This is a genomic window from Mitsuaria sp. GD03876 (assembly GCF_029840635.1).
Taxonomy (GTDB): Bacteria; Pseudomonadota; Gammaproteobacteria; order Burkholderiales; family Burkholderiaceae_C; genus Roseateles.
Genome location: NZ_JAOCCU010000021.1, coordinates 39,162 through 55,036 on the forward strand (window position 1 = coordinate 39,162; position 15,875 = coordinate 55,036).

Below are 15,875 nucleotides of genomic sequence, written 5' to 3' on the forward strand. Positions count from 1 at the left end.
TCAGTCCAGCGCGATGTTGAGCCGCTTGATCAGGTCGGCGTACTTGGCCGACTCGGACGAGATGAAGGTCATGTACTGCTCCTTCGTGGTGGGGAAGAGGTCGTAGCCGAAGGTGGCGTAGCGCTCGCGGATGTCGGGCTCGGCCAGCGCGGCCTCGATGTCGCGCTGGATCTTTTCCTGCACCGCCTTGGGCAGGCCGCGCGGCGCGGCGATCGTCGTCCAGCCGGTGACCTCGTAGCCGGCGGGGCCGCCGGACTCGCTGACGGTGGGCAGGTCGGGGAAGGCGGGATGGCGCTTCGGCCCGGTGACGGCGATGAACTTGATCTTGCCCGCGCGCTGCAGCGGGCCCGCGGTGGCCATCGAGCCGAGCGCGAAGTTCAGCTCGCCGTTGGCCACGGCGGTGTAGAGCATGCTCGTCTCCTTGTAGACGACGTGCGTCATCTGCGTGTGCGTCATCGCCTCGAGCTGCGCGGCGCCCAGGTGTACCGGGTTGCCCACCGACCAGGACCCGTAGTTCAGCGCGCCGGGGCGGGCCTTGGCGTCGGCCACGATGTCGCCGACGGTCTTGTACTTGCTGTTGGCCGGCACGCCGACGAAGAAATAGGTCTTGAACAGCGGCGCGATCGGATCGAAGTCCTTGACCGGGTCGTAGGGCAGCTTCTTGAACAGGTGCGGATAGACGACGAGGTGGACGTTGTCCAGCTGGATCAGGTCGTGGCCGTCGGTGGCGCCGCGCTTGAAGGCGTCGATCGCGATGAAGCCGTTGGCGCCGGGCTTGTTCTCGACGATCACCGGCTTGCCCCACTTCTTGGACAGCTTCTCCGCGACGACGCGTGCGACCGTCTCCGGGCCCGCGCCGGGCGGGAAGGGCGTGATGATGCGCACGGGCTTGGTCGGCCAGTCGGCGCCGGGCGCCGCCTGCGCCGCGGCCAGGCGAGGCAGGGCGGCGGCCAGCAACGCGGCGGCGAGGGTCAGGCCTTGCGCCAGGCGCAGCCGGCGCGAACGGCGGGAAATGGAAGCGGTCATCGTTGTTGTCTCCGGGTTTCTGACTTCTGGTTTCTAGCGGTCAGTCGATGTAGCGCAGTCCGGCCTTGGCCAGCGGCTCGCGCATCTTGTAGAGGTCCAGGCCGAGCACGCCCGCGGCGAACTGCTCGCGCTTGGCGCCCTCGTTGGCTTCGCGGGCGGCGGCGGCCTCCAGGGTCTTCGACGCCATCGCGGCGGGGACGCAGACGATGCCGTCGTCGTCGGCCACGACGACGTCGCCCGGATGCACCAGCGCGCCGGCGCAGACGACCGGGATGTTCACCGAGCCCGGTGTCGCCTTGATCGTGCCCTTGGCGGAGATGCACTTGCTCCAGACCGGGAAGCCCATCTCGTTGAGGGTGCGGACGTCGCGCACGCCGGCGTCGATGATCAGCGCGCGCGCGCCGCGGGCCTTGAACGAGGTCGCGAGCAGGTCGCCGAAGTAGCCGTCGGTGCACTCCGCGGTGACGGCGGCGACGACGAGGTCGCCTTCCCGGATCTGCTCCGCCGCGACATGCAGCATCCAGTTGTCGCCGGGCTGCAGCAGCACGGTGACGGCGGTGCCGGAGACGGCGACGCCGGACTGGATCGGCCGCATGTAGGGCTTGAGCAGGCCGACGCGGCCCATCGCCTCGTGCACGGTGGCCGCGCCGAAACGGCCGAGGGCGTCGGCGGCCGCGCGGTCGGCGCGGGCGATGGTGCGGTAGACGACGCCGAGTTCGTACATGGCGGGTTCCTTCTGGTGGAGCGGGTCAGGCGCTCGGCACGAACAGGCCGAGCCGGCGGCGCAGCGCGTCGTGCGCCGGGGAGGCGAAATCGTCCACGACGCGCTGGGCGGTGGCGGGTTCGCCGCTGGTCGTGGCGACGCCGGCGGTGAAGCGGGTGACGATCTCCAGCCCGGGCGGCATCGGGCCGAGCACGGCGACGCCGGCCTGGCCCTGGAGCTCGCTGAGCTGCTGGAAGCCGAGGTCGACCTCGCCCTGGGCGAGCATCGTCGCGACCGGCACGCCGGCGGGCGACTGGCGCAGGCGATCGCCGAGGCGTTCGCGCAGGCCCCAGCCGTCGAGCAGCTTCAGCAGCGCCTGGCCGCTCGGGCCGGTGGAGTACCCGATGGCGCCGGCGCCGAGCAGAGCTGCGCGCAAGGCTTCCGCCGTGTCGACCGCGGGCGCGGTGCGGCCGCCAGGGGCGGCGACGACCATCGGCGAATCGGCGATCGCGCGCAGCGAGCCCGGCCGCAGCCGGCCGGCCGCGAGCAGGCGCTGCATCGCGTCCTCGGCCAGGACGACGAGGTCCAGGTCCTCGCCGGCCTCGACGCGGCGGGCGGCGTCGACACCGCCGATCGACTCGAAGCGGATCTCCAGGCCGTGCGCGGCGGTGTGGGCGGCGGACAGCGCCGCCAGCAGCGCGCGGGTGGCCATCGAGGAAATGCCGGCGAGGGGTGCGATCACGGGGTGGTCCGGGTGGGTCCAGGGAGGAGGGCGTCGAATTGCGGCGGATTCTGGTCCGGTCGGGCCAGACGATCCAGTTCTAGCTTCCACTAGCTGATATTCCGATCGGGCATGGCCCGGATGGAGCAGCCATGCCGGTTCGTGAGAGCATCGGCGCATGAACCTGACCCAACTGGAGACCTTCGTCCACGTGGCCGAACACGGCAGCTTCAGCAAGGCCGCGATGGTGCTGGGCGTGGCGCAGCCGGCGCTGAGCCGGCAGGTGCGGGCGCTGGAGACCGAGCTGCACGAGACGCTGCTGCTGCGCAATGGGCGCGGCGTCGAGCTGACCGAGGCGGGGCGGCGGTTGTTGCAGCACGGGCAGGACATCCTGAACCTGGTCAGCCATGCGAAGGACGACCTGCGCTCGCGGCGCAGCGAGCCGGTCGGGCAGATCACGATCGCGATGCCGCCGACGCTGGCGCGGCTGCACACGCTGGCGCTGATCCGGGCGTTCCAGGCGGAGATGCCGCAGGCGCGGCTGACCATCATGGAGGGGTTCTCGGTCCACCTGACCGAATGGCTGCTGACGGGGCGGACCGACCTGGCGCTGGTCTACAACCCGGAGCCGATGCCGGCGCTGGAGATCCTGCCGCTGCGGCGCGAGCGGCTGTGCCTGGTCAGTCCCAAGGACCAGGCGCCGGCGCGGCCGCCGACCTTGTCGCAACTGTCCCGGTATCGGCTGGTGATGCCGCAGCGGGGGCACATCTTCCGGTCGCTGATGGAGCAAGCGGCGGCGATGGCGGGCGTGCAGCTCGACGTGCGATGGGAGGTGGCGAGCGTGCCGGCGATCCTGGACTGCGTCGCGGCGGGCATCGGCCATGCCGCGTTGGGCGAGGACGCGCTGCGGATCTACGAAAGGCCGGAGCGTCTGGTCACGACGCCGTTCGCGCGGGCGGACATCCAGAGCACGCTCTGCCTGGTCACGCCGACCAGCAAGCGGGCGACGCCGTTGATGCAGCGGACGGCGGGGGTGCTCATGAGGATGGTGGGGGAGGCGGGGCGTTAGCCACCGTCTTCACGTTCAGCCTCGCGCACGCCGTCGCCGCCAAGACCCAGTCGTGCCACTTCCCGCTTTCCGCGACGAGTGGGACTTGCCACAGCAGCGTGACGAGTGTTTCGGAGGGATCGAAAAGCACCAGGCAGTCATGCTCGGCCTGCTGGGCGGAGCGATAGACCACGCCGTCGAGCCCAAGCTCGGCGATGGATGCCGCCAGTTGCTGCGTCTCCTGAATGCGCGTCGATTGGAGTACGGGGAAATGCGCCGGAAACGGGCGAAGGTCGGCAACGCGCAACTGATGGCAGGTCTTCACCGCAATCAGTTCTTTCGCCACCAGGTCGTCGACAAGCACCTCCACCAGCTCCCGGCGGAACACGGCCTCGTAAAGGGCCGTCTGCGGTCGCTGTCCCAGGTACGCAATGGGACGGTCGCCCAGGTCGAAACGACCGGACAGTGTTGACCCGCCATACATCTTGAGCGGTCCTCGCTGGATCGTCATCGCACGAACCTCGGAGAGCTGCACGCGGTAGAGCGTCGATCCCGCCGGCACTGTGTGGACGGTCAGCTGTCGAAAGTCGGACAGGGTCATGCGGATCTACCTGTGACCCCATTCGGCATCGGCCAGGACGTACTCCAGGTGGCCCCGTTCAATCGCCGCCCTCGGGGTCATTCCCCAGAGACCCTCCGAGGCGCTTTCGAGAAACCTGAGGAAGCCATAGGGCGTGTAGTGCCGGCGTGCCGCCTTGATCAGAGGCAGGTGAGACCACAGCGGTTCGAAGAACTGCCAGTAGGGCAGTCGGAGCTCTCCCGACGCGTCGGTCAACGCGAGTGCCCGGCCGTCTTGGATCAGTGCCAGGACATCCGCCTCGGCGAGCTCGGTCATCGTCGAGATCTGCGCCACGGTCAGCAGGTCCGGATCCGAGAGTCGATCGCGATGGCTGCGGCTCCAGCGCGCCTGGAAGTCGAGCCCATCCGCCCTGTCGGGCAGCGGGACGTGGGGGCATCCGGGGATCTTGAGCGCTTCGGTGAGACAGGGGTTCGGCGGAGCCGGAGAGTGATCGATGAGCCTCATGAAGTCATCCATGTTGAAAGTCGCGAATGGCGAGCATGCTGGCGTCGACGAGATGCCGAAGCAAGCCAGCCGGCGGGTGCCGACCCGGAAATCTGAAGACCTGTTGACGTGGCTCAAACTCCTCGGGCGACGTCGTCATGCTGCGCGCGTCGGCCCCGCGGCGCATCGCCCGGAACGGGGCGCCGGAGGGGGCCATCGAAAGGGGGGAGTTGTTCGACCGGCGGTGGCGGTCCTGCAGCGATCAAGCGGGATCAGGCCGCCTTCGCCGCCGCGCGCTCATGCGCGTCCATGCGCTCGCAGCTGTCGCAGCCATGGCAGCGGTCGAAGCCCGCGGCTTCGTCGAAAGCCTCCAGGATCAGTCGCCAGCGGCAACGCCCGCTCTGCGCGTACGACACCATCTGCTCCAGCCGCTGCCGGTCCTGTCCCGCCTTGGCCTCGTAGCGGGCCACCGCCTCGGCCAGCGCGTCGGCATCTCCCGGCGGCGGATCGACCGGCAGGAAGGCCGCCTCCCGCGCCGCGATCCAGCCTTCCTCGACCAGCAGGCCCGTCAGCACCTTGAGCTTGTTGCGCGGCCGGCCCAGCCGGGCGTGCAGGGCGTCGATGGTCCAGCCGGCGTCGTCGGGCGCGGCCGTCGCCAGCGCGTTCACGACCGCCTGCGCATCGGCCGGCAGCGGATACCGGCCGTTGAGGAAGAACTGCTGCACCGCCCGATCGCCGGCGACGAACAGCAGCGTGCAATCGGCGCGCTCGCCGTCGCGGCCCGCGCGTCCGGACTCCTGGTAGTACACGTCCAGGCCGGCCGGCAGCTGGTAATGCACGATGCGCCGGATGTCGGGCTTGTCGATGCCCAGCCCGAACGCGTTGGTCGCGACCATCACGCGCGCCTCGCCCCGCATGAAGCGGTCCTGCGCCTCGTGGCGCTGCGCGGCGCGCAGGCGGCCGTGATACAGCGCCGAGGCCACGCCCGCGCCCAGCAGCGCGTCGTGCACCGCCTCGGCGGCCTTCACCGTGGCGGCGTAGACGATCGTCGATGGCATCCCCGCGCCCGGCGTGATCGTCGCGGGCTCCTCAGGCGCAACGGGCTCTCCGGGGTCCCCGCGCTCCGCCGCATCTGCGTCTTCGAGCAGCAGCTCGAGCAGTCGACGCCGCTTGTCGTCCTCGTCCACCAGCGGCTCGACGCGGTAGTGGAGATTGGCCCGGTAGCTGCCGCCGACCAGGCAGCCGGCGGCCGGGATGTCGAGCTGCCGGGCGATGTCCTCGACGACCTCCGCGCTGGCCGTCGCCGTCAGCGCGAGCACCGTCGGCCGGCCCAGGCGCTCGCGCGCCTCGCCGATGCGCAGGAACGCGGGGCGGAAATCGTGTCCCCACTCGGAGATGCAATGCGCCTCGTCCACGACCAGCAGGTCGGTGGGCCGCTCGGCGAGGCGGTCGAGCCAGTCGCCGTCGGCGAGCCGCTCCGGCGTCAGCAGCACGACCTGCGCGGTCCCGTCCAGCGCCGCGGCTTCCTCCGCCGCGAGCGCGGCCGCGTCGAGCCCGCTGTGCACCTGCGCGCAGGCGATGCCCAGGTGGCCCAGGCGCTCGCACTGGTCCTTCATCAGCGCGATCAGCGGCGACACGACGACGGTCCGCCCCGGCAACAGCGCGGCGGGCAACTGGTAGCACAGCGACTTGCCCGCACCGGTGGGCATCACCGCCAGGGTGCCGAGGCCGCGCATCACGCGGTCGATGACATCCCGCTGTCCCGGCCGCCAGGCGCGAAGCCCGAAGCGCCGCAGTTGCTGCTGGAGGGTTTTTTCGGACGGAGGACGGCGGCGTGACGGCATGAGGGCGGCGTGTCCGCAGGCGTGTGATGGACCCGCGGGAAGGGGGAGGGACCGCGCTCCAGAGCAAACGGTGCGCCCACCGGCCCAGGCGTCGTGCCCATGGCGCCGTCGCCGTGTTCTCAGAGCGGGCACCCGGGTTGCCGTATCCCGGCATGCCGCCCGCGATGCGCCGTCAAGCCGCCCGCGGGCACCGATTCACGAGATCACGGAGATCCGCATGATCAGCACCATCCTGCTCGTCGTCTTGATTCTGTTGTTGCTCGGCGCGCTGCCGACCTGGCCGCACAGCCGCGGCTGGGGCTACTACCCCAGCGGCGGGCTGGGGCTGGTCGTGCTGATCCTGATCATCCTGCTGTTGATGGGCTACATCTGACGGCGCACGGGACCCGGTAGGCCGCGCGCGCCGACCCGCCGATGTCGGGGGCGGCGTCCGTGGCGCCCGCCGTTCAGGCGCCCAGCAGCGACTGGCCGCAGACCCGCAGGACCTGGCCCGTCAGCGAGCCAGCACCCGGCGACGCGAGGAAGGCGATCGCCTCCGCCACGTCCGCCGGCGTGCCGCCTTGCTTGAGCGCGTTGAGCCGGCGACCGGCCTCGCGCACCATCAGGGGCATGCGGCGCGTCATCGCGGTCTCGATGAAGCCCGGCGCGACCGCGTTGATCGTGCCGCCCAGTCCGTCCAGCGTTGCGGCCCGCGCGGCCGCGTAGCCGATCAGCGCGGCCTTGGAGGCGCTGTAGTTCGTCTGCCCGGCGTTGCCGGCGATCCCGCTGATCGAGGACAGGCAGACCTCCCGCGCGCCCGGGTTCAGCAGGCCCGCCTCATCCAGCCGCGCGTCGATCGCGAGGATCGCCGCGAGGTTCACGCCCATCACCGCGTCCCATTCGGCCGGCGTCATCCGCGCCAGCGTCCGGTCGCGGGTGATGCCGGCGTTGTGCACCAGCACGTCGAGCCCGCCCAGGCGCCGCGCCGCGTCGGTCAGTTCGTCGAGCGCGCCCGCGGCCGTCAGGTCGGCCGCCAGCAGCGAGCCGTTGATCCCGCGCGCGAGGGCCTCCAACGGCGCGCGCGCCGCCGGCACGTCGACGCACAGCACGCGCATCCCGTCCAGCGCCAGCCTGCGCGCCGTGGCGGCGCCGATGCCGCCGGCAGCGCCCGTCACCAGGGCCACGCGAGCGCGCGCCGCGATCGGCGCGAGGTCGCCCGCGCCGTCCTGGGCAGGCTTGCGCCACGACAGCACCTGCCCCGACACATAGGCCGAGCGATCCGTCGCGAAGAAACGCAGGGCGCCCGCGAGCGACGCGGGCGACGCCGCGCCTTCCTGCAGCACCAGCGCATTGGCGGTGGCGCCGCGGCGACCGATCTCCTTGGCCAACGCGCGGATGAAACCTTGCACGGCCTGCAGGCAGGCGGCCTCGGCGGCGCTGGCCGCGGCGGCGGAGGTCAATGCCAGCACGCGCGCGCCGGGCGCGAGCCGCGTGAGCGCGAATTGCGTCTGCTCGAACAGCGCGCGCAGCGCCGCGACATCGCGGCATCCGGTCGCGTCCACGATCAGCGCGCCGATCGCGGCGCCATCGCTGGCCCCGCCGCCTTCCGCGGCGATCGCCGCCAGCAACGAGGGCAGGGGCGTCGCGCCGCCGGGGGCGATCGCGAGCACCGATCGGCCCGCGAGTTCGTGGTCGTTCCACGCGTCCTGTCGCCGCGGCAACGGCACCGGTTGCGGCAGGTTGAGCGCACGCGCGACGCGTCGACCCAAGGGGTGCTGGACGAACGAAAGCAGGCGGTCGGTCATGGGTGTCAGGGTGCGAGCAGCGGCCAGGAAAGGACGCCGTGTAGGACAAGGGCGGGCCGCAGTGTAGGCGGGGCGGCAGAGATGACGAAACGGTCATCCCCGTGTCCGTCTCATGTCGCGTTCACCCTCGTAGAGTGGATTCCAAGGCGTTTGAAACGCGCGCCGACGCAGCGGGATACCGGCTCCGACCGGTCGGTCGAAAGCAGGAAGGCTCACCCGCGTGCAGGACCACTTTTCAATCGAAGGAGATTCAGATGCGTCACCTCAAGAAGCTGTCAATCCCGATCGGCGTCGCCGCGATGGCGGCCGCGCTGGCCTTGCCGGCCATCGCGCAGGTCGAGGAGGAAATCATGTCCGGCCCGAAGTCGCGTGACCAGGTGGTCGCCGAGCTGGAACAGGCCCGTGCCGATGGGTCGCTCGAGAAGCTGCAGGGCGAGCACAGCTACGCGCCCGACTTCGACGAGGCCAAGGGCATGGATGTGCAGTACTCCAATCACCAGGCCGATGCCGACGTGACGGTGGGCATGTCCGCCGACACCGGCACCGAGGTGAACTTCTCGGCGCCGGCCGCGGGCGGCCGCACGCGCGCCCAGGTGATCGAGGAGTTGGAACAGGCTCGCGCCGACGGTTCGCTGGACCGGATGTGGAGCGAGCAGGGATATGCGCCGGAGTTCGAGGCGGCGCATTCGTCGAGTCCTTGAACGCTCCCGATGCCTGGCATCGGCCGCGACGGTCCGCCAGTCGGGTCCGAGCGAGACAGTGCCGGCCCTCGTGACCGAAGGATGGACGTGGGATGACCCGACCAGGAACGAACGGTCATCCGACTTCGAGCAACGGGGCTCCCATTCGGGAGCCCCGCTTTCATGGGCGCGCCGGAAGCAGCGCGGCGCCGAAGCCGATTCGCCTCACAGACGCGTGACGTCGATGACCGCCTGCGCGAACGCCTTCGGCGCTTCCTGGGGCAGGTTGTGGCCGATGCCGCCGGTCAGGTCGCGGTGCTCGTACTTGCCGGCGAACTTGGCCCGGTAGGCTGCCGGCTCCGGATGAGGCGCGCCGTTGGCGTCGCCCTCCAGCGTGATCGCCGGCAGCGTGATCCGCGGCGCGGCGCCGATGCGGGCCTCGATGTCGTCGAAACGGGATTCGCCGTCGGCCAGTCCCAGCCGCCAGCGGTAGTTGTGCACGACGATGGCCACGTGGTCCGGGTTGTCGAAGGCGACGGCGCTGCGGCGGAAGGTGGCGTCGTCGAAGCGCCATTGCGGCGAGGCCAGCTGCCAGATCAGCTTGGAGAACTCGGCGCGGTACTTCTCGTAGCCGAGGCGGCCCCGTTCGGTCGCGAAGTAGAACTGGTACCACCACTGCAGCTCGGCCGCGGGCGGCAGCGGCTGCTCGTTGACCTTGCGGCTCACGAGCAGGTAGCCGCTGACGGAGACCAGCGCCTGGCAGCGCTCCGGCCACAGCGCGGCGAGGATGCCGGCGGTGCGCGCGCCCCAGTCGCAGCCCGCGACGATGGCCTTCGGGATGTGCAGCGCGTCCATCAGCGCGATGGCGTCGCGCGCCAGCGCGCCTTGCTGGCCGTTGCGCGGCGTGTCCGCCGACAGGAAACGCGTCGAGCCGTAGCCGCGCGCGTACGGGACGATGACGCGGTAGCCGGCCGCCGCGAGCAGCGGCGTCACGTCCTCGTAGGTGTGGACGTCGTAGGGCCAGCCGTGGAACAGCAGCACCGGCGGGCCGTCGGCCGGCCCGGCCTCGACGTAGCCGACGCGCAGGTCGCCGGCGTCGATGTGCTTGAGCGTGCCGAAGGCCGGCGTGATCGCGAGCGCGGCGGCATCGGCGGGGCCGGTCGCCGCGAGGGCGGACGCGGGCAGCAGGCCGCCCAGCGGCAGCACCGCGGCGGCCGAGGCGGCGGCGCCCAGCGAGGCGCCCAGGCGGAGGAACTGGCGGCGGGGGAGCGTGGTGTCGGTCATGTCGGGTCTCGGGATGTGGTGGGGACCTGTGCAGTGGACCCGCGCGATGTATCCCCGGCTTGTCGATCAGGAGGCGGATTGCATGGCGCCGTCGCTGGAGCGCCGTCCGATACATGGACATACAAACCCGATCTCTGACATCGATCAATCGGCCCCCTGGCTTTGCGGGTCCCGCCTTCCTAGCCTGCCCGCTCCGGGCGCATGGGGCGTCCGGAGCCAGGGGGCACAGGCCCGAAAGAGGTTCCGATGATCGATCTGTCGCTGGATGAAGTCGTCTACTTTCCGTCGCTGCGGACGCTGTCCGCGGAGTTGCGTGGGCTGCATGAACTCGACCGGGCGCGCAAGCGGCGGATGCTGCCGTTGATGACGCTGGTGCCGGCGGCGCGGATCCCGGAGCTGGGCGACTTCCGCCGCGCGGCCTCGCAGGCGGGGGAGGTGATGCAGGACCTGCCGCACCTGATCGACCTGGGCCGCGCGCCGCTGCAGCACGCGCTGGCCTGGCGGCGGCTGGCGGATCCGTCGCTGGGGTTCCGCGCCTGGCGGGAGTTCGCGCGGGGACACCGGCAGGCGGTGCCGGTCGTGCAGCTGACCGATGGCGCGGGCGATCGCGCGATCGCGCAGCAGGCCGCGTGGATCGAGCGCGATTTCGGCCTGGCCGTGTTCCGGCTGCGCGGGCCGGTGCCGCTGACCGCGACGATGGAACGCGCGATCGACGGCCTGATGGCGCCGGCGCGGGCGATCGTGGTCATGGACTTCACGACCGAGCGGGAGTGGTTGCTGGGCTGCGCGGGCACCGGGCGCGAGCTCATCGCGCGCTGGCGGGCGCGGTGGCCGGGGCTGCGCGTGGTGGCGATGGGCAACAGCTTCCCGGCGACCGCGCAGTGGGTGGGCAAGCCGCCGGTGGGGGAGATGCCGCGCTCGGGACGGCTGGCGATCCTGGAGCGGGAGCTGCACCGACGGCTGGGGGATTGGCCGGTCGTGGACTACGGCGACCACGGCGCGGTGCATGCGCCGAGCGAGCCCGGGCCGGAGCTCACGCCGGGGCTGGTGCGCATCGACTATCCGTGGCAAGGCGAGTGGCGCTTCGAGCGGCGCCGCCGCGAGACCAGCGACGAGGCCAATCGCGAGGCAGCCTTGGCGATCGTCGAGGCGGCGCCGTCGTTCGGCGAGCGCGGCCTGTGGGGCGAGCACGAGATCCAGGAAGCGTCCAACGGGCGGGTCTACACGCGAGGGCGCGAGGCATGGACGGCGGTGCGGGTCAACCTGCACCTGGCGACGCAGGTGGACGAGATGCTGGCGTTGCGGTTGTCGGGCGACACGACTCATCCCCGGGAGCTCGATGCCTCGTCCGAGTCGAGTTGAGCGCAGCGCGACAGGTCCGGGTCATGGAACCGGGCGCGGGGTCTTCCTACAGTGAGGACCTCGCTTCGCAAGGAGAGTGCGGTGTCGATGTCGAGGATGGAAATGAACGGCCGGATCGTCATCCCGAAGGACATCCGCAAGGCCGTGGGTGCCAAGCTCGGGACGCGGTTCATCTGGGAACTCCAGGAGGACGGGAGCATCAGAGTCTTGGCGAAGACGAAGCGACCCCGGGTGGAGGAATTGCCGCCCGATTCCGAAGATCCAGAGAGTGGAGAGACCGATATCTGACCGGGATCCTCGAAACACGGAACGGCAGTCGCGTTTCCATCGAAGCAATGAGCCCATTTCGCTGATGGCCGGTATCGATACCAACGTCCTGGTCCGCTGCATCGTCCGGGACGATCCCCATCACAAAGACCCATGGAGACGTCGTCGGCCTAAGGACTTGAGAACCGGTGCAGCGTCGCGCTCCGATAGGTCTCGCCGGGGCGCAGCACCGTCGATGGCCAGTCCGCGCTGACCGTGCGGTTCGGCGAGTCGGGGTTGTGCTGGGTCTCCAGGCACACCCCGTCGCCCTGGCGATGGAACTCCCCGCCGCTGCCCAGCAAGCTCCCGTCGAGGAAGTTCCCCGAATAGAACTGCATCGCCGGCTCCGTCGTCAGGACCTCCATCGCGCGCCCCGACACCGGATCGCGCAGCCGCGCCGCGAGGTGCATCCGGCCGTCGAAGGGCGCATCCAGGACCCAGTTGTGGTCGTAGCCCTTGCCCCGCTGCAACTGCGGATGCGCTTGCCGCAAGCGCGATTCGATGACCCGCGCCTCGCGAAAGTCGAAGGGCGTGTCGGCCACCGTCGCGATCGAGGTCGGGATCAGGCCGCCATCCACCTCGCAATAGCGGCTCGCCGCGATCTGCAGTTCATGCCCCAGCGCCGACCCGCGCCCCGCGAGGTTGAAGTAGTCGTGATGCGTGAGGTTCACCACCGTCGGACGATCGGTCGTGGCCTCGTACTCGATCTGCCACCCCATGTCCTCCACCAGCCGATACCGCACCGCCACCCGCAGCCGCCCCGGGAAGCCCTGGTCGCCATCCGGGCTGTCGAGATCGAAGCGCAGGCAGTCGTCGCTTTCCGCCTCGGCCCGCCAGAGCAGCCAGCCGAATCCGCGTGTGCCGCCATGCAGGCAGTTCGTGCCGTCGTTGGCCACCAGCGCATGGCGTTCGCCGTCGAGCCGGAAGGCCGCCTGCGCGATCCGGTTGCCGTAGCGTCCGACGATCACGCCGAAATGCGGATTGCGCAGCAGGTAGTCCTCGAGCGTCGGCAGCCCCAGCACCACGTTGGCGACCTCGCCGCGCGCATCGGGCACCTCCAGCCGCGTCACGATCCCGCCCAGCGTGATCGCCGACAACCGCAGCCCGCGGCCGTTGTCCATCACGTACTCGTGCACCGGACGCCCGTCGGGCAGGTGGCCGTAGACCCGTCGTTGAATCGGCTTCATGCGCGAAACCGGTGAGGCGCCAGGCCGCGATGGCCTTGCGGGTCGAGCTCGAACAACGCGCCGGCCAGCGCCTCGTGCTCGCATTGCCTGCGTGCGGTCGTGACGAACAACCGGTCCAGCGCCGGACCGCCGAACACCGGGCAGGTCGGCTGCGAGGCCGGCAGCGGCCGCCGCAGCGTCTCGCGTCCCTGCGCGTCGAACCGGACCACGACGCCGTCGCCCCAGATCGCCGACCACAGGCCGCCATCCGCGTCGACCGCCGCGCCGTCCGGCTCCCCGCCGTCCATCGGCAGCTGCACGAACACGCGTCGCTCGCCCAGCCGCCCATCGGCGTGATAGTCCATCGCCCAGATCGTCCGGGTGGGGGAGTCGGTGTAGTACAGCGTCCCCCCGTCGGGGCTGAAGCTCAGCGCGTTCCCGACGATGCCCGGCGGCAACGGCAGGCGCTCCACGTGCAGGCCGCGGCCGATGCCCACGCCGGTCATCGACGCGCGGTAGTAGCCGCCGACCGCCGCCCCGTGCGGGTTGAACATGCCGAACACGAACCGGCCCTGCGGATCGCAGCGCCCATCGTTGATGCGGGTGCGCGGCTCGTCGGGCTCGACCGGCGCCAGCGGACCGATCTCGCCGCTGGCGAGATCCAGCAGCGCCACGCCCGAGGCCAGGCCGAGCACCAGCAATCCCGGCGTGTCGCACAGCGCGAAGCTGCCCAGCGGCTCCGGCATCGCCCAGTGCGTGACGCGTCCGTCGCCCGATCCCTCCAACGCCTGCCACCGCGACAGCCGGTGGCTGTCGATGTCGGTCCAGTACAGCGCCTGCTCCCGGTCGCACCAGAGCGCGCATTCGCCCAGCCGCTCGCGGCAGTCGACATGCACCCGGGCCTCCGGCGCCTGGCCGGCGATCGCCGCCACCGCGCTCATGCCCAGCCTCCGTCGACGATGTAGTCCTGCGCGCTGCACATCGCGCTGTCGTCGGCCGCCAGGAACAGCGCCATCGCCGCGACGTGATCAGGCATCAGCGGCTGCTTCAGGCACTGGTTGGCGTCGATCTCCTGCTTCGTCTCGTCGTTGACCCACAGCGCGAGCTGTTTCTCCGTCATCACCCAGCCCGGCACCAGCGTGTTGACGCGAATGTTGAACGGCCCGAGGTCGCGGGCCAGCGAGCGCGTCAGCCCCTGCACGCCGGCCTTGGAGGTCGTGTAGGCCGCCATCCCGCCCTGCATCAGCATCCAGCTGAACGAGCCGAAGTTGACGATGGAGCCGCCACCCAGCGCCTTCATGTCGGGCGCCACCGCCTGCGCGGCGAAGAACTGGTGCTTGATGTTGACGGCGATGGCCTGGTCCCAGAACTCGGGCGTCACGTCCTCGAGCGCATGGCGCTTGTCATTGGCGGCGTTGTTCAGCAGCACCTTGAACGGTCCGCCGAGTTGCTCCCGCAGCGTCGCGATCGCGGCGCGCAGCTGCGCGATGTCGGTCAGGTCGGCGGCGACGAAGGCGCTGCCCGGCAGCCGCGCGGCCAAGGCCTGGCCGGCCTGCGCCGCGATGTCGATGAAGCCCACCCGCGCGCCCTGGGCGGCGAAACGTTCCACCAGCGTCGCGCCGATGCCGGTGGCTCCGCCGGTGATGAGCACGCGCTGGTCGCGCAGGCTGGGATAGAGGGCGCTGGTCATGTCGTCTCCGTGGCTGCGGGCGCGAGTGTCGCGCCTCTTCGTGTCGGGTCCCGGCATCGGCGGCCGCGTGTCGGCCGTCTCCGGAAGCGCGATTCTATAAGTCAGACTATTTGACCGGTCAAATGGCCTTGAATGAGGGTTTGCACCGATACGGCGATTTAATAAGTAATACTTTAATTCGAACCCAACAAGAATCCCAAGACCTCTGGAGACACCATGAGCCTGAGCTTCCCGCGTCCGTACAAGGGCGTGTTCCCGGTCGTGCCGACGACGTTCAACGAGCAGGGCGGCCTCGACCTCGAGAGCCAGAAGCGCTGCGTCGACTTCATGATCGACGCCGGGTCCAACGGCTTGTGCATCCTGGCGAATTTCTCGGAGCAGTTCGTGCTCGGCGACGACGAGCGCGCGGTGCTCACGCGCACGATCCTGGACCACGTGGCCGGCCGCGTCCCGGTGATCGTCACGACCACGCACTACAGCACCCAGATCTGCGCCGAGCGCAGCCGCATGGCGCAGGAACTGGGCGCCGCGATGGTGATGGTGATGCCGCCGTACCACGGCGCGACGCTGCGCGTGGGCGAGGCGGCGATCCACGCGTTCTACGCGCGCCTGTCCGACGCGATCGACATCCCGGTGATGATCCAGGACGCGCCGATGTCGGGCACGCCACTGCCGCCGCCGTTCCTGGCGCGCATGGCGCGGGAGATCGAGCAGGTCCGCTACTTCAAGATCGAGACCGCCGGCGCCGCCAGCAAGCTGCGCGAGCTGATCGAGCTGGGCGGCGATGCGATCGAGGGCCCCTGGGACGGCGAGGAGGCGATCACGCTGCTGGCCGACCTGGATGCCGGCGCCACCGGCGCGATGACCGGCGGCGCGTACCCGGACGGCATCCGGCGCATCGTCGATGCCTACGCCGCGGGCGACCGCGAGACCGCCGTGGCCGAGTACGGCCGCTGGCTGCCGCTGATCAACGCCGAGAACCGCCAGGGCGGCATCCTGACCGCCAAGGCGCTGATGAAGGAAGGCGGGGTCATCGCCTGCGACCTGCCGCGGCACCCGTTCCCGACGATGCATCCGCAGGTCCGCGCCGGACTGCTCGACGCGGCGCGCCGCCTCGACCCGCTGGTGCTGCGCTGGGCGCGCTGATCCCGCCGCGGCGCCCCGCGCCGGGCTGCTGCCGATTCCCTTTCCGAGGACC

At 70.7% G+C, this 15,875-nt stretch carries 17 protein-coding genes; 6 read left to right on the forward strand and 11 right to left on the reverse strand.

From position 1 onward, the window contains the following. Genes N5D62_RS14750 through N5D62_RS14760 form a run of 3 tightly spaced genes read right to left on the reverse strand, consistent with a single transcriptional unit; the run spans position 1 to position 2,471 of the window. Positions 1 to 1,026: a tripartite tricarboxylate transporter substrate binding protein gene (locus tag N5D62_RS14750; RefSeq protein WP_279758594.1), complete on the reverse strand. Its 1,026-nt coding sequence runs from the start codon at positions 1,024 to 1,026 to the stop codon at positions 1 to 3. A 40-nt stretch (positions 1,027 to 1,066) separates the two neighbouring features. Next, positions 1,067 to 1,750 carry a 4-carboxy-4-hydroxy-2-oxoadipate aldolase/oxaloacetate decarboxylase gene (ligK, locus tag N5D62_RS14755; RefSeq protein WP_279758595.1) on the reverse strand — a complete coding sequence of 228 codons (684 nt, stop codon included), beginning with the start codon at positions 1,748 to 1,750 and terminating at the stop codon, positions 1,067 to 1,069. A 25-nt stretch (positions 1,751 to 1,775) separates the two neighbouring features. After that, on the reverse strand, positions 1,776 to 2,471 hold the full coding sequence (locus tag N5D62_RS14760; RefSeq protein WP_279758596.1) for a substrate-binding domain-containing protein: 696 nt from the start codon (positions 2,469 to 2,471) through the stop codon (positions 1,776 to 1,778). Positions 2,472 to 2,628: 157 nt separating this feature from the next. Between N5D62_RS14760 and N5D62_RS14765 the strand changes: the two genes are divergently transcribed. Next, a complete protein-coding gene (locus N5D62_RS14765; protein ID WP_279758597.1) occupies positions 2,629 to 3,519 on the forward strand; it encodes a LysR family transcriptional regulator in 891 nt (296 codons plus the stop codon). Here the strand turns inward: N5D62_RS14765 and N5D62_RS14770 are convergent. The 3 genes from N5D62_RS14770 to N5D62_RS14780 all read right to left on the reverse strand — a co-directional run bounded on the left by N5D62_RS14770 (position 3,488) and on the right by N5D62_RS14780 (position 6,405). After that, entirely contained in the window at positions 3,488 to 4,099 is a 612-nt protein-coding gene (locus N5D62_RS14770) for an RES family NAD+ phosphorylase (RefSeq protein WP_279758598.1), read from the reverse strand. The two genes, N5D62_RS14765 and N5D62_RS14770, sit on opposite strands and share 32 nt — an antisense overlap. 6 nt (positions 4,100 to 4,105) lie before the next feature. Continuing rightward, positions 4,106 to 4,699, reverse strand: coding sequence for a hypothetical protein (locus N5D62_RS14775; RefSeq protein WP_279758599.1), 594 nt, complete (start codon positions 4,697 to 4,699; stop codon positions 4,106 to 4,108). A gap of 134 nt (positions 4,700 to 4,833) precedes the next feature. Beyond that, positions 4,834 to 6,405, reverse strand: a complete 1,572-nt coding sequence (locus N5D62_RS14780; RefSeq protein ID WP_279758600.1) for a RecQ family ATP-dependent DNA helicase — start codon at positions 6,403 to 6,405, stop codon at positions 4,834 to 4,836. Between the two features lie 217 nt (positions 6,406 to 6,622). Between N5D62_RS14780 and N5D62_RS14785 the strand changes: the two genes are divergently transcribed. Beyond that, complete coding sequence (locus N5D62_RS14785; protein ID WP_279758601.1) at positions 6,623 to 6,778, forward strand: DUF3309 family protein; 156 nt, start codon at positions 6,623 to 6,625, stop codon at positions 6,776 to 6,778. Positions 6,779 to 6,851: 73 nt separating this feature from the next. On the opposite strand, the gene N5D62_RS14790 is transcribed toward N5D62_RS14785, so the two are convergent. Further along, complete coding sequence (locus tag N5D62_RS14790) at positions 6,852 to 8,189, reverse strand: 3-oxoacyl-ACP reductase (protein ID WP_279758602.1); 1,338 nt, start codon at positions 8,187 to 8,189, stop codon at positions 6,852 to 6,854. A gap of 254 nt (positions 8,190 to 8,443) precedes the next feature. Here N5D62_RS14790 and N5D62_RS14795 point away from each other — a divergent pair, with 254 nt between their 5' ends. Further along, positions 8,444 to 8,890: a DUF4148 domain-containing protein gene (locus N5D62_RS14795; RefSeq protein ID WP_279758603.1), complete on the forward strand. Its 447-nt coding sequence runs from the start codon at positions 8,444 to 8,446 to the stop codon at positions 8,888 to 8,890. 204 nt (positions 8,891 to 9,094) lie between these two features. Here the strand turns inward: N5D62_RS14795 and N5D62_RS14800 are convergent, their stop codons facing one another. After that, entirely contained in the window at positions 9,095 to 10,153 is a 1,059-nt protein-coding gene (locus tag N5D62_RS14800) for an alpha/beta hydrolase (RefSeq protein WP_279758604.1), read from the reverse strand. Positions 10,154 to 10,399: 246 nt separating this feature from the next. On the opposite strand from N5D62_RS14800, the gene N5D62_RS14805 reads away from it, so the two are divergent. Both N5D62_RS14805 and N5D62_RS14810 read left to right on the forward strand, forming a co-directional pair. Further along, complete coding sequence (locus N5D62_RS14805; RefSeq protein WP_279758605.1) at positions 10,400 to 11,515, forward strand: hypothetical protein; 1,116 nt, start codon at positions 10,400 to 10,402, stop codon at positions 11,513 to 11,515. A gap of 102 nt (positions 11,516 to 11,617) precedes the next feature. After that, on the forward strand, positions 11,618 to 11,803 hold the full coding sequence (locus tag N5D62_RS14810) for an AbrB/MazE/SpoVT family DNA-binding domain-containing protein (RefSeq protein ID WP_279758606.1): 186 nt from the start codon (positions 11,618 to 11,620) through the stop codon (positions 11,801 to 11,803). Between the two features lie 149 nt (positions 11,804 to 11,952). Here N5D62_RS14810 and N5D62_RS14815 read toward each other — a convergent pair whose 3' ends face one another. Genes N5D62_RS14815 through N5D62_RS14825 form a run of 3 tightly spaced genes read right to left on the reverse strand, consistent with a single transcriptional unit; the run spans position 11,953 to position 14,677 of the window. Then, positions 11,953 to 13,008 (reverse strand): galactose mutarotase, encoded by a 1,056-nt coding sequence (locus N5D62_RS14815; RefSeq protein ID WP_279758607.1) that lies wholly within the window; start codon positions 13,006 to 13,008, stop codon positions 11,953 to 11,955. Further along, positions 13,005 to 13,928: an SMP-30/gluconolactonase/LRE family protein gene (locus N5D62_RS14820; protein WP_279758608.1), complete on the reverse strand. Its 924-nt coding sequence runs from the start codon at positions 13,926 to 13,928 to the stop codon at positions 13,005 to 13,007. The genes N5D62_RS14815 and N5D62_RS14820 overlap by 4 nt, the downstream gene beginning before the upstream one ends. Further along, positions 13,925 to 14,677 carry an SDR family NAD(P)-dependent oxidoreductase gene (locus tag N5D62_RS14825; protein ID WP_279758609.1) on the reverse strand — a complete coding sequence of 251 codons (753 nt, stop codon included), beginning with the start codon at positions 14,675 to 14,677 and terminating at the stop codon, positions 13,925 to 13,927. The genes N5D62_RS14820 and N5D62_RS14825 overlap by 4 nt, the downstream gene beginning before the upstream one ends. A gap of 216 nt (positions 14,678 to 14,893) precedes the next feature. Between N5D62_RS14825 and N5D62_RS14830 the strand changes: the two genes are divergently transcribed. After that, on the forward strand, positions 14,894 to 15,823 hold the full coding sequence (locus N5D62_RS14830) for a dihydrodipicolinate synthase family protein (protein ID WP_279758610.1): 930 nt from the start codon (positions 14,894 to 14,896) through the stop codon (positions 15,821 to 15,823). Positions 15,824 to 15,875 lie beyond the last annotated feature (52 nt).